The 23,006-nt window shown below is 42.0% G+C and carries 19 protein-coding genes, 1 other RNA gene and 1 other annotated feature; of the genes, 3 read left to right on the forward strand and 17 right to left on the reverse strand.

Annotation, left to right across the window (positions count from 1 at the left end; all coding sequences use genetic code 11):
- Positions 1 to 100: 100 nt before the first annotated feature.
- A complete protein-coding gene (locus AC3ANL_RS18780; RefSeq protein ID WP_488325910.1) occupies positions 101 to 1,141 on the reverse strand; it encodes a phosphotriesterase family protein in 1,041 nt (346 codons plus the stop codon).
- Positions 1,138 to 2,184 carry a phosphotriesterase family protein gene (locus tag AC3ANL_RS18785; RefSeq protein WP_488325911.1) on the reverse strand — a complete coding sequence of 349 codons (1,047 nt, stop codon included), beginning with the start codon at positions 2,182 to 2,184 and terminating at the stop codon, positions 1,138 to 1,140. Before AC3ANL_RS18785 ends, AC3ANL_RS18780 begins: the two co-directional genes overlap by 4 nt.
- A 218-nt stretch (positions 2,185 to 2,402) precedes the next feature.
- On the opposite strand from AC3ANL_RS18785, the gene AC3ANL_RS18790 reads away from it, so the two are divergent.
- Entirely contained in the window at positions 2,403 to 3,305 is a 903-nt protein-coding gene (locus AC3ANL_RS18790; RefSeq protein WP_488325912.1) for a LysR family transcriptional regulator, read from the forward strand.
- A gap of 189 nt (positions 3,306 to 3,494) precedes the next feature.
- Here AC3ANL_RS18790 and recD2 read toward each other — a convergent pair whose 3' ends face one another.
- From recD2 to cymR, 6 genes are all read right to left on the reverse strand, one after another.
- Entirely contained in the window at positions 3,495 to 5,906 is a 2,412-nt protein-coding gene (recD2, locus tag AC3ANL_RS18795; RefSeq protein WP_488325913.1) for an SF1B family DNA helicase RecD2, read from the reverse strand.
- A gap of 32 nt (positions 5,907 to 5,938) precedes the next feature.
- On the reverse strand, positions 5,939 to 6,592 hold the full coding sequence (locus AC3ANL_RS18800) for a tetratricopeptide repeat protein (protein WP_488325914.1): 654 nt from the start codon (positions 6,590 to 6,592) through the stop codon (positions 5,939 to 5,941).
- 185 nt (positions 6,593 to 6,777) lie between these two features.
- Complete coding sequence (locus AC3ANL_RS18805; RefSeq protein ID WP_488325915.1) at positions 6,778 to 7,077, reverse strand: hypothetical protein; 300 nt, start codon at positions 7,075 to 7,077, stop codon at positions 6,778 to 6,780.
- 64 nt (positions 7,078 to 7,141) lie between these two features.
- Positions 7,142 to 8,260: a tRNA 2-thiouridine(34) synthase MnmA gene (gene mnmA, locus AC3ANL_RS18810; RefSeq protein ID WP_488325916.1), complete on the reverse strand. Its 1,119-nt coding sequence runs from the start codon at positions 8,258 to 8,260 to the stop codon at positions 7,142 to 7,144.
- Between the two features lie 40 nt (positions 8,261 to 8,300).
- Entirely contained in the window at positions 8,301 to 9,443 is a 1,143-nt protein-coding gene (locus AC3ANL_RS18815; RefSeq protein WP_488325917.1) for a cysteine desulfurase family protein, read from the reverse strand.
- Positions 9,444 to 9,488: 45 nt separating this feature from the next.
- Positions 9,489 to 9,908 (reverse strand): cysteine metabolism transcriptional regulator CymR, encoded by a 420-nt coding sequence (gene cymR, locus AC3ANL_RS18820; RefSeq protein ID WP_488325918.1) that lies wholly within the window; start codon positions 9,906 to 9,908, stop codon positions 9,489 to 9,491.
- A gap of 157 nt (positions 9,909 to 10,065) precedes the next feature.
- Between cymR and AC3ANL_RS18825 the strand changes: the two genes are divergently transcribed.
- Entirely contained in the window at positions 10,066 to 11,340 is a 1,275-nt protein-coding gene (locus tag AC3ANL_RS18825; protein WP_488325919.1) for a replication-associated recombination protein A, read from the forward strand.
- A 68-nt stretch (positions 11,341 to 11,408) separates the two neighbouring features.
- On the opposite strand, the gene AC3ANL_RS18830 is transcribed toward AC3ANL_RS18825, so the two are convergent.
- The 7 genes from AC3ANL_RS18830 to AC3ANL_RS18860 form a co-directional block, all read right to left on the reverse strand.
- The gene (locus AC3ANL_RS18830; protein WP_488325920.1) at positions 11,409 to 12,359 is read right to left on the reverse strand and encodes an ABC transporter permease; all 951 of its coding nucleotides are present in this window, start codon (positions 12,357 to 12,359) and stop codon (positions 11,409 to 11,411) included.
- Positions 12,352 to 13,278: an ABC transporter ATP-binding protein gene (locus AC3ANL_RS18835; protein WP_488325921.1), complete on the reverse strand. Its 927-nt coding sequence runs from the start codon at positions 13,276 to 13,278 to the stop codon at positions 12,352 to 12,354. The genes AC3ANL_RS18830 and AC3ANL_RS18835 overlap by 8 nt, the downstream gene beginning before the upstream one ends.
- Positions 13,279 to 13,466: 188 nt before the next feature.
- On the reverse strand, positions 13,467 to 14,234 hold the full coding sequence (locus AC3ANL_RS18840) for a tRNA threonylcarbamoyladenosine dehydratase (RefSeq protein WP_488325922.1): 768 nt from the start codon (positions 14,232 to 14,234) through the stop codon (positions 13,467 to 13,469).
- A 162-nt stretch (positions 14,235 to 14,396) separates the two neighbouring features.
- A non-coding RNA gene (gene ssrS / locus AC3ANL_RS18845) (6S RNA) lies at positions 14,397 to 14,594 on the reverse strand.
- Positions 14,595 to 14,660: 66 nt separating this feature from the next.
- Positions 14,661 to 16,430 carry an aspartate--tRNA ligase gene (gene aspS, locus AC3ANL_RS18850; RefSeq protein WP_488325923.1) on the reverse strand — a complete coding sequence of 590 codons (1,770 nt, stop codon included), beginning with the start codon at positions 16,428 to 16,430 and terminating at the stop codon, positions 14,661 to 14,663.
- Between the two features lie 11 nt (positions 16,431 to 16,441).
- Positions 16,442 to 17,713 (reverse strand): histidine--tRNA ligase, encoded by a 1,272-nt coding sequence (gene hisS / locus AC3ANL_RS18855; protein ID WP_488325924.1) that lies wholly within the window; start codon positions 17,711 to 17,713, stop codon positions 16,442 to 16,444.
- A 79-nt stretch (positions 17,714 to 17,792) separates the two neighbouring features.
- Positions 17,793 to 18,039: a binding site (T-box leader), on the reverse strand.
- A 59-nt stretch (positions 18,040 to 18,098) separates the two neighbouring features.
- Positions 18,099 to 18,392 (reverse strand): hypothetical protein, encoded by a 294-nt coding sequence (locus AC3ANL_RS18860; protein ID WP_488329851.1) that lies wholly within the window; start codon positions 18,390 to 18,392, stop codon positions 18,099 to 18,101.
- A gap of 114 nt (positions 18,393 to 18,506) precedes the next feature.
- Between AC3ANL_RS18860 and AC3ANL_RS18865 the strand changes: the two genes are divergently transcribed.
- On the forward strand, positions 18,507 to 20,273 hold the full coding sequence (locus AC3ANL_RS18865) for an N-acetylmuramoyl-L-alanine amidase family protein (RefSeq protein WP_488325925.1): 1,767 nt from the start codon (positions 18,507 to 18,509) through the stop codon (positions 20,271 to 20,273).
- A 44-nt stretch (positions 20,274 to 20,317) separates the two neighbouring features.
- On the opposite strand, the gene dtd is transcribed toward AC3ANL_RS18865, so the two are convergent.
- Together dtd and AC3ANL_RS18875 are read right to left on the reverse strand one after the other, a co-directional pair.
- Positions 20,318 to 20,758: a D-aminoacyl-tRNA deacylase gene (dtd, locus tag AC3ANL_RS18870; protein WP_488325926.1), complete on the reverse strand. Its 441-nt coding sequence runs from the start codon at positions 20,756 to 20,758 to the stop codon at positions 20,318 to 20,320.
- A gap of 12 nt (positions 20,759 to 20,770) precedes the next feature.
- Positions 20,771 to 22,966 carry a RelA/SpoT family protein gene (locus tag AC3ANL_RS18875; protein ID WP_488325927.1) on the reverse strand — a complete coding sequence of 732 codons (2,196 nt, stop codon included), beginning with the start codon at positions 22,964 to 22,966 and terminating at the stop codon, positions 20,771 to 20,773.
- Positions 22,967 to 23,006 lie beyond the last annotated feature (40 nt).

The raw sequence follows: 23,006 nt of genomic DNA on the forward strand, positions 1-23,006 counted from the left end.
TTTAATTACTCCTTCAATTTTAATTTTCTCAACTTCCGCCCTGTATGAGAGGGAAGGCGCTGCGGATTCTTTTCCAGCAAGGCACATGTGATCTAGAACGTTATGATGTAACGTGTCCTTTGCTCATACGGGCACCTTCGTTTAACTTCCTGCTCACCTGTGTCACACAGGTGAAGGGTTGCGGGTCCTGCATCGTTAGCAGGTATACAGGGTTACGTACCAGAAGTTGCTCAATCGCCTGTTCGTTGATACCTGCCGCCCTGAGGTCCGGTAGGAAAACTTCGAGCAATTCTGCGACAGATTGTGGAGGGGAGTCAAACCCCAATGGCCAACAGTTGGAGTCCGTCGAGATGATAGCGCGATGCGCACCCTCCTTCTCGAGGAAATTAACTATTTGGCGAAGACGCTCGTCCCGAGACCGCGACCACGGTGGTGCCGGGTGTTCCATTGTTGCCTTCTCGGCATCGTATCCGATGGTATCAAATCCCACGAACGCTCCCCGCTTCGCTACCCTAAAGTCACGTTCCGGATCACAATCAAAGGCGTGATCGGCATGGCCGATGATCACCCGATCCAGAGACAAACCTTCCATCTCAAACAAGTCCATCTGACGATCTGCATCCTTCGATAGGTGCGTGAGGACTGGGACACCGGTAGCTTTTGCTGCCCGCGCCGCTGCTCGGTAGATTCGCTCATCAAATTCGTTTAGGCCGTTATTACTGACGCCTACTTTGACGGCGCCCGCCTTCACCCCCGTCCCTTCAATCCCCACGGTAATCTCATTGTAGAAAAGGTCCGCCATGTACTCGATTGACTTATCGCGGAAATACGGCAGGACCCCCTCGCCCGCCCAGAATCCCGTGCAGGCAATGATGTTCACACCTGTCGCCCGCGATATGACCTGATAGTAGGCGATGTCGCGGCCAAACCCTATGCCCGTGCAGTCTACAATGGTACTGCCACCAAGTTGACGGAAGCGGCCAAGCTTCTCACACGCAGCTTCAAACATTCGGTGTGGAGGTGCCCACCACTTCGGATCTAATGAACAGCCTGGTTGCCCGAACCCAATATGCTCGTGCATCGCAGTGATCCCAAGTGCTGACGGCGTAATTGGTCCAAGAACTGTATTTATCTGACTCATATTATACTCCACTCCTTTGACTGTTTTTCCACAAAGTCTGCCGCTCCGAGGGTGAGTAGGCGTTGTGGGTTCTCTTCTAACAGAAGACGCATATGATCCTCGGTTCCTCCGGCCTGGCGCAGGATCGGTATGAACGAGCCCAGCAGGTGGCCGAATCCGACGAGCGGGGTATCATGGCCGAAGGCACAGCCAACGGCGTTACTCGAAATGAGCAGACGATCACCAAGCCCCGCCTCGCATAGCTCTAACACCAACTGTGCCCGCTGATAATCGCTTATGTACCCCTGGTGTGGAGACCAACCGGCATGGTCTAGTGCGACCATGGCACCGCGACGGGCAACCGAGACGATATCCCCCCGCTCGATGATATCCAAGCGATCTAGGTCCCCCACGATAACCCGGCCTGGTGCAAGGCCCTCACGCTCAAGGATGTCAAGCTCATGCTCAGCGTCGGAACCGACCTGAAGCGACACCGCTGCTCCGGTGAACAATGCTGCTTGAGCAGCAGCGCGATAAAGCTGCTTCTCGAATACTGTGATGCCTCCTCTGCTGGCGGCGACGTGAATCACGCCGGCCGCGCCCGACCGCTCACGACGCGGCACAACAATTCCCTCTGTGATTTCTCTTGCAAATAGGTCTGCCAGGTGGTCGACCGGCATTGGTCTGGGCGGGTTCAACATCATTGTCGGTGGAGTGGTGAAATATGCGCCCACCATCGGCTCAGGACCTAGGCCAGTCGATGCCACAATATGCACGCCCGTCTCCTTGGAGAGCAGACGGTAAAGTGACACGTCGCGGCCAAAGGACATGCCGCCGCGGTCAACGATTGTCCCACCACCAAGCCGGCGGTACTCAGTAAGGCTTTGCCGAAGGACTTCAAAAATCCGGGGCCCGTCCATATTGATCTCTGGTGCAAACTCTGCCCCAGGCACCACGGATAAGAGCGCCTCGTGAATGAGGACGACTCCCAATTCTCGGGACGGCACCGGCCCGAGAACTGTACGGGCGATGCTAGAATCCTTCTCTTCTAAATTACTTACCATCACTAAAACCTCCTATGATTCTTGATACTTAAAAATGGCAGCCTTTATTAAATCGTGTATGGAAACGCTGCCATCTTCCTTTATATTAACTATAATATTTTGAATTTTGAAACATTTAAAAGGAATAACAGTAATTCCAAACTTGAACTATTTGAATAATGAAGATAGTATATTGTTAATAGTCAAACTTATCAGATAATTATTTAGGATGTGTTATTTTGGATATTTACCGCTTACAATACTTTCTTGAAGTCTGCAAACATTTGAATTTTAGTGAAGCCAGTAAGCACCTTTATGTGTCTCAGTCAGCAATAAGTAAGCAGGTTGCATTATTAGAAGATGAACTTCAGGTAAAGCTTTTTTTTAGGAATAAACGGACTGTTGAATTAACTTCTGCTGGAGCTATTTTTTATGAAAGGGCTAAAGAAATAGTTGAACAATATAAAGAAGCCATTGCTGCCACCCGTAAAGCAAACAAAGGAATTATAGGGACTTTAAAAATAGGGTTTGTTCAATATATGGAGGTTCTCCCTAAGTTCCTAAGGATGTTTCAAAAAACATATCCATTTATAGAAATAATCCCCTATCAAATGAATGCTGACTTACTTATGAGTTCAATCAATAATAAAGAGATAGACCTAGGTTTTATGTTCTCATTCGGAATAGAAAAGTTTCCAAACCTTTCATGGGAAACTTTTATTAAAGGCGATATGGTTATAATTGCTAACATAGATCATCATTTGTCCACCCAGGATAAAGTACATATTGCGTCGTTAGAAGACGAACCATTTGTCATCATGTCTCCATCTGAGGCACCTGGAAGTTATAACCTAATAGTTAAACTATGTAAAGATGAAGGATTTTCCCCAAAAATCGCCTTCCAGGTAAATCAAATAGAAGCACTTTTCCTTCTTGTAGATTCCGGTTTTGCGATTTCTATATTACCTAAATGTGTTAGAAATTTAGGGGATGAAAACCATAAAAGGATAGCCATTGAAGGTAATAATCTTAATTATAATTGGGGTGTACTATGGCATAAAGATGAAACAAATCCAGCACTTAATACTTTTTTAAAAGAATTAAAAATATATTATGTAAATAATGAAGAGGGATTACAGTAAGCGTCATCTGATCGTTTTTCAAAAAATAATTAAAAGAGACATGGCTTATGATTTTAGGAGTAGTGGGGTGACATATTAAAAAAACTGCCGAAAAGTTTTCGGCAGAAGAAAAGAATATTTTTTAAAAATAACTTTAACCATTGATTTGACAAATTTTCAAAGTGTTTTCAAGGTCTTTTGAAACAAGCCTTACATAAAATCATAAGGTGTAAGGTTTTCCATTCCGATCATCGGGTTCACTTGCATGAACTCTTCCTCATATGACAATTCAGGGGAGGGAGCTTGGCCATTGGTCTTTACCTCTTCCGATGTCACAACGAAGATGGATTCTTGCAATTTTTGGCAAAGGGTCGTTTGTCGGCTCAGTTCGTCTGCTCTTTCCACACCCATTCGCAAGGCATCTTCTTCACCACAAATAATTAACGATTGCTTACTTCTAGTGATCGCTGTATAGATTAGATTTCTTCGTAACATCCGGTAATAGCTTCTTGTAATGGGCAGAATCACGATTGGAAACTCACTGCCCTGTGATTTATGGACAGAGCAACAGTAGGCATGGGTAATTTGATTTAAGTCTTGTTTTGTATATTCCACTTCATTTCCTTCAAAGGAAATATAGATCATATCTTGTTTTTCCGTATTTTCCTTTGCATAAATGATCGAAATAATTTCCCCAATATCACCGTTAAAAACATTGCTTTCCGGCTGGTTCACAAGCTGAAGCACCTTATCACCAATACGATATTTCACATCTCCAAAGGCAATTTCCTTCCGCTTGCCGTCAGGGTTAGGATTAAAAATCTCCTGCAACAAGACATTTAAGCGATCAATGCCGGCAGGCCCTCTATACATGGGTGCTAGCACTTGTATATCCTTGGCGGTATAGCCCTTGCTTTTCGCATTTTGCGCTACCTTTTCCACCACTTGTGCCACCTGGGCTGTGGAACATTTGATAAACGAACGATCCGCCTGTTTTGCCGTAATATTAGCAGGAAGATATCCTTTTTTAATATCATGTGCCAATTCTATGATTGAAGATCCCTCTGCCTGACGGTAAATATCGGTTAGGCGAACTGTCGGAATCCGTTCCGAGCGCAGCAGATCTTTTAGGACTTGTCCTGGACCGACGGAAGGAAGCTGGTCTTCGTCCCCCACCATGATGACTTGAATATGTTCAGGCAAGGCCTTAAACAATTGATTGGCAAGCCAGATATCGAGCATCGAGGTTTCATCGACAATTAATATTTTCCCTTCAAGCGGACTGGCATCAGCATGGTCTAATGCTTCCATTCCATTAAAACCAAGTAACCGGTGAATCGTTACAGCTGGTAAACCTGTCGACTCTGTCATCCGTTTAGCTGCTCGCCCTGTTGGTGCCGCGAGTATAAACGGGAATGGCTCATCCTTTTTGTAATAATCCTTAATCTCTAACGAACAGCCATGCAATTCCGCATATAGTTCAACAATCCCTTTGATAACAGTCGTTTTACCAGTACCTGGTCCGCCCGTTAGGATGAGCATAGGCGACATAAGCGCCGTTTGAATCGCTTCCCGCTGTGTGGGAGCATATTGAACCCCAAGACGATCCTCTAATCCACCTAATGCCAGGAGAAACTCGGATTCGGGGAATTGATCCTTGTATTCTGTCTGCTTTAAAATACGGCTAATGCTAGTGACAAGGCCTTTTTCCGCGAAAAATAAGGATGGTAAATAAACGCGTTTTTCCTCACCAATTAATTTGCCCTCTTCTTCTAGCATAATAAGCTCATTGGAAATATCTATGTATTCAATTTGGTCGCGTTTGTTGTCCTCGAGAAGTGTTTTTACCTGTTCTAGTAAGTCTTCAACATGCATGTACACATGACCACTTTGCATACATTCACTTTCGAGTGTGTAGAGGCAGCCGGCTTTTATCCGGTCTGGGTGATTTCCAGTGAGACCTAACTGATAACCAAGCTCGTCCGCCCGGCCAAACCCGATTCCTTCGATATCTTCGACGAGCTTATAGGGGTTTTTTTGAATAATATCGAGGGTCGTCTCTTTATATGCTTGATAAATCCGCATGGAAATTGAAGGGCCAAAGCCATATTGATTTAAGGCCACCATCACCTGCTCTAGTCCTTGATGCTCCATCAGTGTATCGTAAAGCATTTTTGCTTTTTCAGGAGGGAGTTTGGGAATGGAATCAAGGATGGAAGGCTGATTGAGAATCTTGGAGATGGCATCTTCTCCTAATGTTTCAACAATATTCTCGGCTGTCTTCTTCCCGATACCTTTGAACATTTCACCAGATAAATAAGCTATGACCCCCTGTTTAGTCTGAGGCATGTCCTTGCGGAAATGATTGGTGTGAAATTGCATTCCAAACTTTGGATGCTCTTTAAATTCACCAAAAAAGATATAGGTTTCCTGTTCATGGATTTTCGGAAAATACCCGGTAACCACTGCTTCCTTGTCATCATATGTATCATTTGTTTCATCGACGCGGATTCTCACCACAGAGTAAAGATTTTGTTCGTTGTGAAAAATGGTTACAATCGGTCTTCCTTTCACAAACTTTCCTTGTTCGGCAAATAAATCAAGAGTGTCTTGCTTTTCCATTCGGTTCCCTCCCTCCAGCTGGTAATTTCATTTTACAAATTATTTTCAAGTAATTTTTTGGCATGACCCGCGAGTAAATGGTCTGGCTGAATATCAAGGGCTTTATTAAACATGTCAAGGGCTTTCGCAGCGTTTTCTTTAAATGCATAGGAAACCCCTAAATTATAATAGGCATCTGAATGGTTTGGGTCCAGCTCAATGCATGATTCTAATTGAATGATGGCTTCGTCAATCAGTTCGAGCTGTGCCAGACATAGCCCAAATTGAAAACGAGCTTCTGCATCTTGTTCATTCAGTTCAACACTTCTTTGCAGGTATGGAAGTGCCAATCGACCTTGATCTTGCTGAACGAGTGTCAAGCCTAACATAAAGTAATTGTCACTTGTTTGGAGTCCTTTTTTCATCGCAGTTTCAAACATTAATTGGGCTTTACTAAAGTTGTCATGACTGAAAAATACATTGCCCATGCTATAGTAAGCTGCTGCTGCATTTTCATCTATTTCGATTGCTTTTTTATAAAATTTCAAGGCCTTTTCATCATCGCCGACGGCAGATAGAACATTGCCAAAGTTAATATAGGCTACGGGATCTGTTGGGTTTTCTTCAATGGCCTCATTAAAAGCCTTTGCCGCTTCTTCCCAGTTACCTTCTTGCATGTATTGTACACCTAATTGGTTTTTATCCATTTTTCCAACTCCAATCCTAAGAGAAAGTATATCATATTTTATTTAAAAATTAATTTCCTAACTGGAATAGTTCGAGACTGTTTTGAGGGTGAAGCGGGTGGATTGGATTTTCGGTTGAATTTTGTTTGTATTACAGCGGAGTTTTGTGTTAATTCCGCGGAATTCTAGATTATTCCCGTGAACTTCTAGGTTAATTCCTCGAACCATGGTATTCCCGCGAACTTTCCGATTATTCCCGCCAACTTCACCGATATTCCCGCCTTTTTTTGAATTAATCCCGCCAACTTTCTAATTAATCCCGCCAACTTTTGGATTATTCCCGCGAACCACGTTATTCCCGCGACCTTTCCGATTATTCCCGCCAATTCCACCGATTTTTCCGCCAACTTTTGAATTAATCCCGCCAATTTTCTAATTAATCTCGCGAACTTCTGGATTATTCCCGCGAACCACGGTATTCCCGCGAACCATGCAATATCCGCCAACTTTACCCTTTAATCCGCCAAATAAATAAAACCCCGACTCCACTACTGGAATCAGGGTTTTATTTTAACCAACATATGTTAAACGTTCACCATTTTTATACACTTCATCAATCGTTCCGCCGCCTAAGCATTCATCGCCATTATAGAAGACGGCTGCTTGACCTGGAGTGATTGCTCGAATCGGTTCGTGGAAGATTACTTGGACCTTATCTTCCTCTAAGAGACGAACTGTCACCTTATGGTCCTCCTGACGGTAGCGGAATTTGGCTGTACAATCAAATTCAGCAGGCTTATCTTGATTTGATACCCAGCTTACATTGACAGCTGTAATCGCATCAGAATATAGTTTTTCATGATGAAAACCTTGTCCAACATACAGGATATTTCTTTTTAAATCCTTACCGATTGCAAACCATGGCTCTCCTGATCCGCCAATCCCCAGACCATGACGCTGGCCGATTGTATGATACATGAGCCCTTCATGCTTACCCTTCACTTCACCATCAAAGGTTTCCATATTACCTGGTTGCGCAGGCAAATATTGACCTAAGAATTCTTTAAAGTTCCGTTCTCCAATAAAGCAAATACCCGTACTGTCCTTTTTCGTGGCCGTTGCCAGGTTTGCTTCTTTAGCAATCTCCCGTACTCTAGGTTTTTCAAGATTTCCAATTGGGAACATGACTTTACTTAGTTGTTCCTGAGACAATTGATTCAAGAAATAGGTTTGGTCTTTATTTTCGTCAAGACCACGAAGCATTTTATATTCCCCATCGCGGTATTCAACACGAGCATAATGACCCGTGGCAAGGTAATCCGCCCCTAAATTCACCGCATGCTCAAGAAACGCCTTAAACTTAATTTCTTTGTTACACATGACATCGGGGTTCGGTGTTCTGCCCGCCTTATATTCATCTAGGAAATAGGTAAATACCTTGTCCCAATATTGTTTTTCAAAATTCACCGCATAATAGGGAATACCGATTTGATTACAAACGCGAATGACATCTTCGTAATCTTCCGTTGCCGTGCAAAAACCGTTATCGTCCGTGTCATCCCAGTTTTTCATAAAAATACCAATGACGTCATAACCTTGCTGCTTTAATAAAAGTGCGGCAACAGAGGAATCTACTCCACCTGACATTCCTACTACAACTCTTGTATCTTTTGGGTCTTTTCTCTCCATTTTTTTCACCTCTCCTCTTTGTTGTCAAAGCATAGTTGATTTATTTTTTCAGACGCGAAACAACCTTTGCGATCTCTTCAGCCGTCTTTACCACATCTTCTGTAGTGGTCGTATAGCCGAAACTAAACCGAATGGAATTGGTTAACCGGTCTGATTGTTTACCAAACATGGCAACCAGAACATGGGAAGGTTCAATCGAACCAGCCGTACAGGCTGACCCGCTTGAAACAGCAATACCTGCTAAATCAAGATTGACCAGCATCGCCTCCACACTTGTCCCAGGAAAACTTAAGTTTAATACATGTGGTAAGGAATTTTCAAGCGATCCGTTTATGTTAAATTCAACCTTTAAGTTTCGAAGCGTTTGTAACATTGCTTCTTTCAGTTCCATATACCTTTTTCTTTTGGCAGTCCGGTCTTCACTAGCAATTAAAACTGCTTCATGGAACCCTACGATCGAGGCCACATTTTCCGTTCCAGCACGTCGTTTTCTCTCTTGGTCGCCTCCATAAAGCCTGGGCGCTATTTTTACATTTGACCGAGCATATAAAAAACCTGTTCCTTTTGGACCATTAATTTTATGAGCAGAAACGGATAATAGATCAATCTTGCTCGCATTTACATTTATATCCTCCATTCCATATGCTTGAACCGCATCCGTATGGAAAATGGCTTGATGTCCCTCTAACAGCTTGCCGATTTCTGTAATGGGTTGAATCGTTCCCACTTCGTTGTTCCCGTACATAACCGAAACTAGAATGGTATCATCCCTTAATGCAGCCTGGAGATCCGAGATGGAAATTTTCCCGGTTTCATCAACGGGCAAATAGGTTACCTCATAACCCATTTTTTCTAATTTTTCGCAGGCATGAAGCACAGCGTGATGTTCTACCTGAGTCGTAATGATATGCTTGCCATGATGTTGGAAGCTTTCAGCAACTCCAAATAAAGCCATATTATCGGCTTCTGTTCCACCGCCTGTAAAAATAATCTCGTTTTCCTTCGCCCCAATGCTGTGAGCCAGAGCGGCACGCGCTAAATCAATATGATGACGTGCTTCCCTGCCAAATGAATGTATGCTTGAAGGATTTCCAAATGTAGCATTCATAACTGTCAGCATTTTATCGATTACAAATGGGTGAATTGGAGTAGTTGCGGCATGATCGAGATAAATTCGTTCCATTTTTACACCTTCAATCAAAATAATTCTTTATTATTTCCTAATTTATTAAATATAAAACATATAGCCCTCTGGTTCATGATCTTCACTATGATTGGCCAGGTCTTCAATTGTTGTATTTTCCAAAACGTCTTTAATGGCATCGCGAATGCGGATCCAAAGCTCACGCTTGGCTGGTTCTTCATCCTCAATACCCTCAACTGGAGTAATCGGGCCTTCGAGCACGCGAATCACGTCACCAGCCGTTATTTTAGCTGGCTCAGTAGATAGCACATAGCCACCGTAAGCCCCCCTGATACTTTTTACTAATCCTGCATTTCGTAATGGTGCAATTAATTGCTCTAAATAATGCTCGGATAAGTCATTTGCCTGTGCAATCGTCTTTAATGATGTGGGTCCATCACCATGTTTTTTAGCAAGCTCAATCATAATGGTAAGACCATAACGACCTTTTGTAGAAATTTTCAATACAAGCACCTCTATTCATGTATCTATCTAAATTAAATAAAAATATCTCAGTAAATTGATAGGCATTAAAAATTATATCACATTCTTCTTTAATATGCTTTTCCATGGGAAAATGGTAATCTAAGATAAGAAGAATTCTTATTTTGGAGAGATAACTATGCAGCAAAAACCTTTGGCATTTCGGATGCGTCCCAGAACGATTGAAGAAGTCGTTGGCCAGCAGCATTTGGTTGGTGACGGTAAAATTATAGCCCGAATGGTGAAAGCAAAACAACTGACATCGATGATTTTATATGGACCGCCAGGAATTGGCAAAACGTCGATCGCCAGCGCAATTGCTGGAAGTACCAAGTACGCGTTTCGAACCTTAAATGCCGTGACAAATAATAAAAAAGATATGGAGATCGTCGCTGCCGAGGCAAAAATGTCTGGGAAAGTGATTCTCCTACTTGATGAAGTCCATCGATTAGATAAAGCAAAACAAGATTTTTTACTGCCCTTTTTGGAAAATGGGATGATCGTGTTAATCGGGGCTACGACCAGTAATCCTTATCATGCTATTAATCCTGCTATCCGGAGCCGCTGTCAAATTTTTGAGTTAAAACCCTTATCACCTGATGAGGTGAAGCAAGCACTAACTCACGCCCTCGAGGATGATGAGCGCGGCTATGGAAAATTAAAGGTTAAAATAGCGGACAATGCCCTAATGCATTTTGCGCAAGGCTCCAATGGGGATGTGAGAAGTTCCTTAAATGCACTGGAACTTGCCATTCTTTCAACAGATGAAGATGAAAATGGCACCATTTCGATCGATGTTGAAACCGCAGAAGAATGTTTACAAAAGAAAAGTCTTGTCGCCGATAAAGATGGAGATGGGCACTATGATGTCCTGTCGGCGTTTCAGAAATCAATTCGCGGCAGTGACGTCAATGCGGCCTTGCACTATCTTGGCAGATTAATTGAGGCTGGTGACCTTCCGAGCATTAGCCGCAGATTGATTGTGATTGCCTATGAAGATGTAGGACTAGCCAACCCGCAAGCTGGCGCACGCACGTTAGCAGCGATTGAAACCGCCGAAAGAATTGGTTTTCCCGAGGCAAGAATACCACTTGCGAATGCCGTGATTGAACTATGCTTATCACCAAAATCAAACTCTGCTGTTTTGGCCATCCAAGCAGCATTGGAGGATATTCAAAAAGGAATCGTGGGCGAAATACCAGATCACTTAAAGGATGCCCATTATAAAGGGGCCAAAGAACTTGGCAGAGGCATCGGCTACTTGTATCCCCACGACTTTGAAAACGGCTGGGTGCCACAGCAGTACCTACCAAACAAATTAAAAAACAAAAAATATTACCAGCCAAAGAAAACAGGAAAATTCGAACAAGCCCTCGCCACAGTCTATGAAAAATTAACAAGGTCACGGAAGTAGTAAGAGGATGTTTCAAAAGGGTCTGACCCTTTGTTTTGAAACATTCTCTTTATAACTTCTTCGTAGGATTACGCTGCAACGTCGCGTTTTTTGAAGACGGTAATCGCCAGAGTTAGGAATAAAGCAAGATAGAGGAGCAGCATGATAATAGAGAAAGCAGGAGTCATCCCTTCTACCATTGGTGTGCCTTCTATATATTGCATCAGGTCTGTGTTTGCAAACAGGATGTATTTGGCCCAGGTAAATTTCATGGACAATAAGGCAGTAAATTGAGCGCCGGTAAACAATAAAAACAGTGAGAGCCCAATCGCAAGGGAACTATTTCGGAATACAGACGAGATCATAAACGCCATTGTCACTAACATAATGAAGTCAATCGAGCTTAACCCATAATAAATTAACAAGTGGACAACCGGACTTTGCTCAGTAACGTGGCCATTATGATAATTTAAATAGGGAACCGGCTGGTCTGGTGCGCCAAACAGAATAACACCAAGCACAGTTGAAAAAACAAACAAAATCGCCAGCATGAACAGGGCAAACACTAACACAGTTATATATTTTGATAGTAAAATTTTAGTCCGGTTAATGGGACGGATTAATAATAACTTAATGGTCCCCCAGTTAAACTCACTAGCCACAATTCCTGCCGAAATAATAATGACAAATAAGCCTGCTAAAATAATCAGTTGGGATGAATCTTTCACGAATGTCCATACCGAATAATTTTCTCTAATTGGAAGATCGTTCTGGATACGATATTCATTGATGGCAATTTCCTTTTTAAAAAATTGTGTTTCTATTTTTGACTGACTTTGTGCCATTTGCTGCTTTAACGCATTATTTTCCTCTTGTAAGACTTGCTTCCAATTTTTATCCTGAGCAATATCCATTTGATTTTGTTCCGACTTAATTACAACCCCCATTAGGACAACAGCAATGAGTAAAATCGCAATCATCACATAGGTTCCTGGGCGTTTAAATATTTTCATCCATTCGTTTTTGAATAAATTAACCACGAGCTGCGGCCTCCTTTTCAGACGTCACTTCAAGAAAGCGATCTTCTAATGTTTTCGCCACTTCTTTTATCCCAAAAATCGAAATGTCGCTGGCAACTAGTAATTTAACAAGCTCAGGGATCTCTTCCTTCACAAGCTCCACTGATATTCCATTTCTAGAACGGTTGGCCCGAGCATGAGGAATAGTCGTCTCAATCAAGGCTAAGGCCTTGTCACTTGGAACAACTTCCATCTCGTAGGTCACTTCCGTGTCATGCACAAACTCCTGAACAAGCTGGACATCAATTAAACGGCCATTTTGAATGATGCCAATGCGGTCACACATCATTTCCATTTCAGAAAGCATGTGACTAGACACAATGACTGCCATATTTTTTTCACGAGCCAGCAAGCGAATATAATCACGAATTTCTCTTATTCCAGCTGGATCCAATCCGTTTGTAGGCTCATCCAAGATTAACACATCTGGATTATGTAAAAGGCACTGCGCTAATCCTAATCTTTGCCTCATTCCCAGCGAATAGGTTTTTACCTTGTCATTAATTCGGTCCGTTAATCCTACCAATTCCACAGTCTCAGCAATTTTTTCTTTAGTTATGCCATTGGACATTCTTGCGTAATGAACAAGGTTTTGGTAGCCGGTCAGAAATTTATACATTTCTGGATTCTCAACGATGGCTCCGATATGACCTACAGCTTCTTCAAACTGTGATTTAATACTGAAGCCGCCAACGGTGATATCACCTGAAGTAATCCCCATTAGCCCTACAATCATTCGAATCGTCGTTGTTTTTCCCGCACCATTTGGGCCTAAAAAGCCAAAGACTTCTCCCTTATTCACTTGGAAGCTAATATGATCAATGATTGTTTTTCCTTTGATAACTTTCGTTACATCCTTCAATTCAACAATTGTTTCCAAAGTTCCACTCCTCACTAAAACAAACTTGTCTCAACCAAGTGTACCTTACTTTAGTAAAAATTTCCTGACCTTTCCATAAAAAAGAGAGGTAGTCCCAAAATGGGGCCTACCTCACGTTATCTGTCAAAATCTAATCGCCTTTAGAGGTTGTGAGTCTGACCCTTTGTTTGGGGCCATCCTCTCTTCCGCTATTTTTCATCCGAAACACGTTGAATTTTGATGTCTTTTAACAATTGTCTTACGACATAGCTTGCCATTATTAAACCTGCTGCAGATGGGACGAAGGCATTTGAAGCTGGCGGCATTTGCGCTTTACGGATCGGCGCATTTTCATTTCCGACTTCTTTCTTTATGTCTTCGCGAATGACAATCGGGCTTTCATCTGAGAACACAACAGGAATTCCTTTATGAATTCGTTCTTTCCGTAATCTTGTGCGAATTACCTTGGCAATCGGGTCCGTATGGGTTTTAGAAATATCAGCAATTTGGAAACGGGTCGGATCCATTTTATTGGCAGCACCCATGCTCGAAATAATTGGAATGTTTCTCTTTAAGCATTCTTTCATCAAATGAATTTTATAAACAATCGTATCAGACGCATCCACGACAAAATCTAATTTATGACTAAAAATTTCTTCATAGGTGTCCTCTGTATAGAACATTTTCAACGGGATGACTTCACAATCAGGATTAATATCCTTAATCCGCTCGTGCATGATTTCGACTTTTGGTCTGCCGACGGTTGATAATAGAGCAATCAGCTGGCGGTTAATGTTGGTAATATCAACATCGTCTTTATCAATTAAAATTAGACGGCCAACCCCAGAACGGGCAAGGGCTTCAGCAGCAAATGAACCCACACCGCCAATTCCTAAAACAGCAACCGTGCTGTTTTTCATAATATCCAGTCCTTCTTTACCTATAGCAAGCTCATTGCGAGAAAATTGATGTAACAATACCATTCACTCCAAATTAAATTCAATTTATATTTATATTTTCACCATAAAAATATATCATACACGCTCATAAAAACAAGTAGTATTTTGATAGGAATAATCCTTTTAATGACAAAATAAAAACCTTCAGCCGCAGCAGAAGGTTAATAATTTAAAATAGCGAAGAGTCCCAATGGTGCCGTTGCTCTCGATCCTTAGTTTTGATCCCGCAACTTTTGCAGGTGGGTGTCCTGTTCCCGAAATTGTAAGTCCCCATACCCGTAAGAGGGCGAGGCATTTACGCAATCTGAAAACTCCAGACTCCCGAATAAATAATGTTGGTCAAAACATTAGGTAATACAACGAACATTTCAGGACTCTTCTTTGTTGTTTTTATATTACCATATAACGCAAAGGCCTTCAAGTTTTCAAATAAGCAAATGACTGTTATTTTTTAACATTTAATGACAAATTTAATTCCTTCAACTGCGCCTCAGCTACTTCACTAGGTGCATTTGTTAACAAGCAGCTTGCGCTGGCTGTCTTAGGAAATGCAATGGTATCACGAAGATTAGAACTTCCGGCAAGCAGCATCACTAAACGATCAAGCCCAATGGCAATCCCACCATGCGGCGGTGTACCATATTCAAATGCATTTAAAAGGAAGCCGAATTGTTCTTTTGCCTCTTCTGGAGTAAAACCAAGGATAGCAAACATTTTTTCTTGAACTGGCCGCTCAAAAATCCGGAGCGATCCACCGCCAAGTTCATAACCGTTTAGAACAATGTCGTATGCTTGGGCACGAACCTTCGCTGGATCAGAATCTAATAACTCAAGGTCCTCTCTAAATGGCATGGTAAATGGATGATGGGCAGCATAATAACGGCCTTCTTCTTCATCGTACTCGAATAGAGGCCAGTCTGTAACCCAAAGGAAATTGAACAAACTTGGATCGATTAAGCCTAATTCTTTTCCAAGCTTTAACCGTAACGCACCCAAGGCATCAGCAACCACTCTCTTTTTATCAGCAACAAACAGTAGTAAATCGCCAGCATCGGCTTCCAACGTCGCCGTGATTGCCTTTGCATCCTCTTCTGTGAAAAACTTTGCAATCGGTCCTTTTAAGCCCTCTGCTTCAACCTTCAACCATGCAAGTCCTTTTGCACCGTAGACAGCAACGAAGTCTGTTAAGGCATCAATATCCTTACGTGAATATTTTTCAGCCGCACCTTTTACATTAATGGCTTTTACTTGGCCTCCATTTGCTACAGCTGCAGCAAACACTTTAAAGCCAGAATCCTTTACAATTTCGGAAAGGTCCACAAGCTCCAAACCAAAACGAGTGTCAGGCTTATCAGATCCGTAACGGCTCATCGCTTCAGCGTAGGTCATACGCGGGAATGCAGCAGGCACTTCAACGCCTTTAACATCCTTCATTAACTGTGACATCATTTTTTCCATCATCGCCATAATATCTTCTTGGCTCATGAAGCTCGTTTCAATATCGATTTGCGTAAATTCAGGCTGACGGTCAGCACGCAAGTCTTCATCACGGAAACAGCGGGCGATTTGGTAATAGCGTTCAATTCCGCCGACCATAAGCAATTGTTTAAACAATTGTGGTGATTGCGGTAAGGCATAGAATTCACCCGGATGAACACGGCTTGGGACTAAATAATCACGTGCCCCTTCTGGAGTGCTTTTTGTTAAAATAGGTGTTTCAATATCTAAAAAGCCCTCACCATCGAGAAAGTTCCTCACAAGCTGTGTCACTTGATGGCGCATTTTCAATGTTTCAAAGATAACCGGGCGACGGAAATCTAGATAACGATATTTTAAGCGCACATCTTCTGAAGCATCCGTTTTATCAGAAATCATAAACGGCGGCGTCTTAGCTTCATTGATAATGGTAACTGCTTCCGCTTGCACTTCTATGGTACCCGTTTTCAAGTTATTGTTAATGGTTGAAGGTTCACGACTAACAACCGTACCAACAATATCTAGAACATATTCATTACGGATTTTCTCAGCTGTTTGCAAGGCTTCTTTTGATAAATCCGGATTAAACACAACTTGAACAATGCCTGAACGGTCACGCAGGTCAATAAAGATTAACCCGCCAAGGTCACGGCGTTTCTGAACCCATCCTTTTAAGGTTACCTTTTCGCCTACTGCTGTCTCTGGAACTTCACCACAAAAATACGATCTGCCAAACATATTTATCCCCCTTAAGATTGCAATTCCTGAAATTGTTTAATAAAGGTGTTTAAGTCAACTTCTACTTGTTCACCTGTAGCCATATTTTTTACATTAATTTTGTTATTTTTCAGCTCATCGTCACCAAGAACTGCTACATATTTTGCCTTTAAGCGGTCGGCTGCTTTAAATTGAGCCTTTATTTTTCGATCTAAATAATCTCTTTCTGCCGAAAAACCAGCCAGGCGGAGCTGCTGTAATAGTCCAACAGTGTAATCCTTCGCTTCCTCCCCAAGTGAAGCGAGATAGCAATCAATTCCTTGATTAACTTCAAGTTCGATCCCTTCTGCATTAAGTGCAGCGATAAACCGCTCAATACTTAAGGCAAAACCAATTCCAGGCGTTTCAGGACCACCAATTTCTTCTGCTAAGCCGTTATACCGGCCTCCGCCGCATAAAGTGGTTATCGCGCCAAAGCCTTCGGCATTACTCATAATTTCAAAGGCCGTGTGATTATAATAATCCAGGCCCCGCACTAAGTTGGCATCGACTTCAAACGGAATATCGAGCTGTGTTAAGTAGTGCTGCAATTTTTCAAAATAAGCCTTTGAATAATCATTTAGATAATCAAGTATGGATGGTGCTGTTTTCATTAATTCGTGATCACGATCCTGCTTACAATCGAGGATTCTAAGTGGATTTTTTTCAAGACGGTTTTGACAATCATGACAAAATTCTCCGATTCTCGGTTTAAAGTGATTAACTAATGCCTCACGGTGGGCAGTTCGACTGTCCTTGTCACCCAGACTATTAATGATCAGCTTCAATTTTTGTAAGCCCATTTCTTTGTAAAGGTTCATCGCCAGAGAGATAACCTCTGCATCAATGGCCGGATCGTTACTGCCTAATGCCTCTACACCAAATTGAACAAACTGACGGAACCGCCCTGCCTGTGGCCGCTCATAACGGAACATAGGTCCCATGTAATAAAGCTTCACGGGCTGATTGGCAAGTCCGAACATTTTTTTCTCGACAAACGAGCGAACCACCGCTGCTGTCCCTTCCGGTCTAAGCGTGATACTGCGCTTTCCCCTGTCTTCAAAGGTGTACATTTCTTTCTGAACAATATCCGTGCTGTCGCCCACACCTCTTGAAAATAGATCGGTATGTTCAAAAATCGGAGTACGAATCTCCTGATATTGATATTTTTCACAAAGCTCTCTTGCTTTTGCTTCAATCAGCTGCCACTTTTCTACCTCACCAGGCAGAATGTCTTGTGTACCTCTTGGAATGCTAATAGACATCGTGGTATACCTCCTCAAAAAAATCATTTATGTAAATAGTTAAATAAAACAAAAAAACTCCCATCCCTTGTATATACATACAAGGGACGAGAGTTTTAAATTCCCGCGGTGCCACCCTAGTTGAACAGCATGATCATAAACGAATGCTCTTCCTCTTTAACAGTTAACGCCTGCTACGTTCAACTCCTACTAAAGCCTTTGCTTTTTCAGAGTGAAGCCTACGGAGTGTTCATTCATTAAGGCACATGCAGAAATGCTTTCAGCCTAAGGCATTTCCTCTCTATTCATGGGTTAGCTTAATTACTCTGCTCCATCATTGGTTATATCCGAATATGTTTTATATTTATATAATAATACGGAGCATCAGAAGTAATGTCAAGAGAGTTTACGACCTTTCCAGATGTTTTTTTAACTTTCTGACATCTGCCATCGATAATCCAAATTCTGATGCAAGCTCAAATGAGTTTGAATGTTGTTCTTTTTGAATAAAATCATGAAAATCCACACCGAATACACGTCCATCGATGGACTGGATGTTCATTCCTTTTTCACTCGACCGCATATCGTTCACCTCTATCTTTTCTTCTAGTATCTCCCCCATTCGTGAAAAACTTGCACGACAAACTGATTTTTGTTGATTAGACCAATGAAGCATCTCTTTTTTGTGAGAATAGCTCATAACAAATGGACTGTTTTTAAAGAAAAAATTGGATATATATTCGAAATAAGTCATTTTAGGAATGTATTTCCTCGAATTTTACGATAAAATAAACAATGATAAAGGAGGTTATCGATGTACAAAAAATTTAGTTTGCTATTATTGTCTATCATTCTAGTTTTCGGAGCCTTCCTGCCGCAGGGCATAAGCAGTGCAGCTGGAGATTCACTACTCATTTCAAGTGATCAAGTTAATGTTCGTGGTGGCCCTGGTTTAAGTTATCCCCTTTTAAAAATCGCAAAACGAGGTGAAAAATATTCGATTGTGACCGAAAAAGGTGATTGGATCGAGATTAAGTTATCTCTAGGGCAAACTGGCTGGGTTGTGAACTGGCTTGTCACAAAAGAAAATGAACCAAAAAAAGCCTCGTCCACATCCTCATCCGGGCAAAGTCTTACGAGCGCTGAGGCCAACACAGATCAATTAAGGATTCGTTCCGGCCCAGGGACAAGCTTTCAAATCGTAGGTTTGTTAAATAAAGGTCAACAGGTTACGATCCTTGAACAAAATGAATATTGGTATAAAATCACCTCAACCTTTGGTGAGGGATGGGTTGTCAAAGACTTCTTAAAAATTAAAACCATCAAAGAAGAACAGAAAACTGCCCCTTCTTCTACTAAGCAGCAAGGAACTGGGATGGTCATAGGTGATACGTTAAATGTAAGGAAACAACCATCCGCTTCCAGTCCAGTGATTGGAAAATTAGCAAAGGGATCGAGAGTAACCATTTATTCCAAACAAAATAAATGGATTGAGATTGGCTTTTCCAATCTTAAAGGCTGGGTAAGTTCAGAGTTTATTGACACCCAAGCAGGTACTGTTAAGAATACTGTTAAAAACGAAATTAGTGGCATCAATGGAACCGTTACGGCCAATAGTCTTAGTGTCCGCTCAGGACCATCCTTAAATTCCAGTCTCCTCGGGACGGTTTCAAAGGGACAAAGCTTTGCTATTTTAGAAGAGAATAATAATTGGGTAAAGATAGAATTTAAGTCTGGTAGCATGGGCTGGATTGCCGGCTGGTACCTTGATAAAACAACAGCCAAATCACAATCTGGACAAGCTGCGAAAGAAAGTTCTGTTACCATCTTACATAATGGGACAAATATTCGAAAAGAAGCAAATGTCCAATCCAATGTCGTCGAGCTTGCAAACGAAGGTACTACCTATACCGTAAAGAGCATCGTCAAGGATTGGTATGAAATTAAGTTGAAGAATGGAAAAACGGGCTACGTAGCCGGCTGGATTGTCTCCATTAATGGCAATAATTCGCAGATTCAAAAGTCCGGGGCCGAAAGCTATTTGAAAAATAAAACGATTGTCCTCGATCCGGGACATGGCGGCGGCGACAATGGGACAACAGGTGCAAATGGAACATTAGAAAAAAAACTGACACTACGCACTGCCCAGCTCTTGTATGATAAACTAAGAGCGGCCGGAGCAAATGTCTACCTTACACGAAGCAATGATTCATTTATACCGCTGCCATCCCGTGTGAATGCTGCTCGGTCGTACAAGGCTGATGCCTTTATAAGCCTGCATTATGACAGTAATTTGGATCGAAGTGTTCGAGGGATGACTGGTTATTATTATCATGACTACCAAAAAGCACTTGCCAAGTCGGTGTTTGCTTCGACCGTTGCTCAAACGAAATTAAAGGACCGCGGCGTTCGATTGGGTGATTTTCATGTCATTCGGGAAAATAGTCAAAAAGCTGTCCTTATGGAACTTGGCTATCTAAGTAACCCTGAAGAAGAAACGACCCTTAAATCCGGTTTATTTCAGGAAAATACTGCCTCAGGACTATATGATGGACTGGCCCGCTATTTTAAAAGCAATTAAAAAACAAAAAGCCTCAGCATCGTTCACACGTTGCCGAGGCTTTTCTACTTACTTTCTAAGATTAACGTTACCGGACCATCGTTGATCAATTCTACATCCATCATGGCACCGAATTTCCCTGTTTCCACTACAATTCCTTTTTCACGAAGCAATCCATTAAAAGCTTCATATATCTCGACCGCATGTTCCGGCCTAGCGGCCGCCATAAAATTGGGTCTTCTCCCTTTTCGGCAGTCCCCGTAAAGGGTGAACTGAGAAACGGAAAGAATTTCCCCGCCGACATCCATTAAGGACAAATTCATTTTTCCTTCCGTATCTTCAAAAACCCGTAGGTTAGCAATTTTATCAGCTAAGTATGCTGCATCCTCTTCCTGATCCTCATGGGTCACCCCAACTAGGAGGACAAACCCTTTTGTAATCTGACCAGTGATTTCGCCATCAACCGTTACCTTAGCCGCTTTGCTGCGTTGAACTACTACTCTCATAATTGAAACTCCTTAATTCATAATCCGGCGAACCGAATAAATATCAGGGATTTGTTTGATTCGTTCGACAACTTTTTGTAAATGGCTGACATTGTGAATCGCAATCGTCATGCTAATGGTCGCCATTTTATTTCGATCTGTTTTTCCTGTAACAGCATTAATGTTGGTTTTCGTTTCGTTTACTGCTTGAAGAACTTCATTTAAAAGTCCTCTTCGGTCAAAACCACTGATTTCAATATCAACGTTATACTCTTTGCGGTCATTTAAGGACGTTTCCCATTCAACCGGAATGAGCCTTGATTGAGCATCATTGGAATCTATATTCGTACAATCGGAACGATGAACAGAAACACCACGACCCTTTGTAATAAAACCAACTATTTCATCACCAGGGACAGGATTACAGCATTTAGATAAACGAATTAACAGGTTGTCAATTCCTTGGACACGTACACCCGACTCCCGCTTTTTGGTAGAAGGAAAGGCCTTTAGCTCTGTAATCGCATTTGTGATGCTTGCAGATTGTTCCTTATCACGTTTTTTCCGCCATTTCTCGGTTAAGCGGTTGGCCACCTGCAGGGCAGTGACCCCGTTATACCCAACAGCGGCATACATATCATCTTCATTCGAAAAATTAAATTTATCTGCCACTTTTTTTAGATTTTCAAGGGTTAAGATTTCCTTAATATCGAATTCCATATTGCGGATTTCTTTTTCAACTAGCTCTTTGCCTTTAATGACATTTTCATCACGGCGCTGTTTCTTAAAGAAAGCCCGAATCTTATTTTTGGCCTGTGAGGTTTGTGCCAGCTTTAGCCAATCCTGACTTGGACCATAGGAATGTTTAGAGGTCAGGATTTCAATAATATCGCCAGTCTTAAGTGTGTAGTCAAGTGTTACCATTTTGCCGTTCACTTTTGCACCTATCGTTTTATTGCCAATTTCAGAGTGAATTCGATAAGCAAAATCTATCGGAACAGAACCAGATGGCAATTCAATCACATCACCTTTTGGCGTAAAGACGAACACCATATCAGAAAACAGGTCAATTTTTAATGACTCCATAAACTCTTCGGCATTTGCGGTATCATTTTGAAACTCAAGGATTTCCCTAAACCAAGTTAACTTTTGTTCAAAGGTTGAGGTATCGCTGATTGTTTTTCCTTCTTTGTATGCCCAGTGAGCAGCAACCCCAAATTCTGCGATTCGGTGCATTTCATACGTGCGGATCTGCACTTCAAGCGGGTCGCCCTTAGGACCAATGACCGTGGTATGCAAAGATTGATACATATTCGGCTTTGGCATGGCAATGTAATCCTTAAAGCGGCCAGGCATTGGCTTCCAGCAGGTATGGATGATGCCAAGGACGGCATAACAATCTTTAATACTATTCACGACAATTCTAACAGCCAGCAAATCGTATATTTCACTGAATTGCTTGTTTTGCAAGGCCATTTTCCGATAAATGCTGTAAATATGCTTTGGACGGCCTGAAAGCTCGGCTTTTATTGAAACCTCACCCATCCGATTCTTTACTTCTTCGATAACATCCTCTAGATATTGCTCCCGTTCGGCCCGTTTCTTTTTCATTAGGTTCACAATCCGGTAATATTGCTGCGGATTTAAGTACCTCAATGCGGTATCTTCCAACTCCCATTTAATCTTAGAAATACCAAGACGATGAGCTAAAGGTGCAAAAATTTCAAGTGTCTCATTTGAAATCCGACGCTGTTTTTCGACAGGAAGATGTTTAAGTGTCCGCATATTATGCAAACGGTCAGCAAGCTTAATAAGAATGACCCGGATGTCCTGCGCCATTGCCACAAACATCTTACGGTGATTCTCTGCCTGCTGCTCCTCGTGAGATTTATATTTTATTTTCCCTAATTTTGTTACCCCATCGACAAGCATCGCTACTTCGCTATTGAAAGCTTCCTCAATATCCTTTAAGGATACACTCGTATCTTCCACAACGTCATGGAGAAAACCGGCAGCCACGGTTGCTGGATCCATCTCTAGGTCGGCAAGAATACCAGCTACCTGTATGGGATGAATAATATACGGCTCTCCAGATTTTCTATATTGTTCACGATGTGCATGTTTGGCATATTCATATGCTTTTTTAACTAATTCCACATGCTCATCGTTTAAGTAGTTCCTTGTCTTGTCGATGACTTGGTCGGCTGTTAAGACTTGATCATTCGCCATGAAATCACCTTTATTCTCATCTCATTTTTATTTAGCAAAT

The sequence above is a fragment of the Neobacillus sp. DHD-1R genome, from assembly GCF_057747995.1.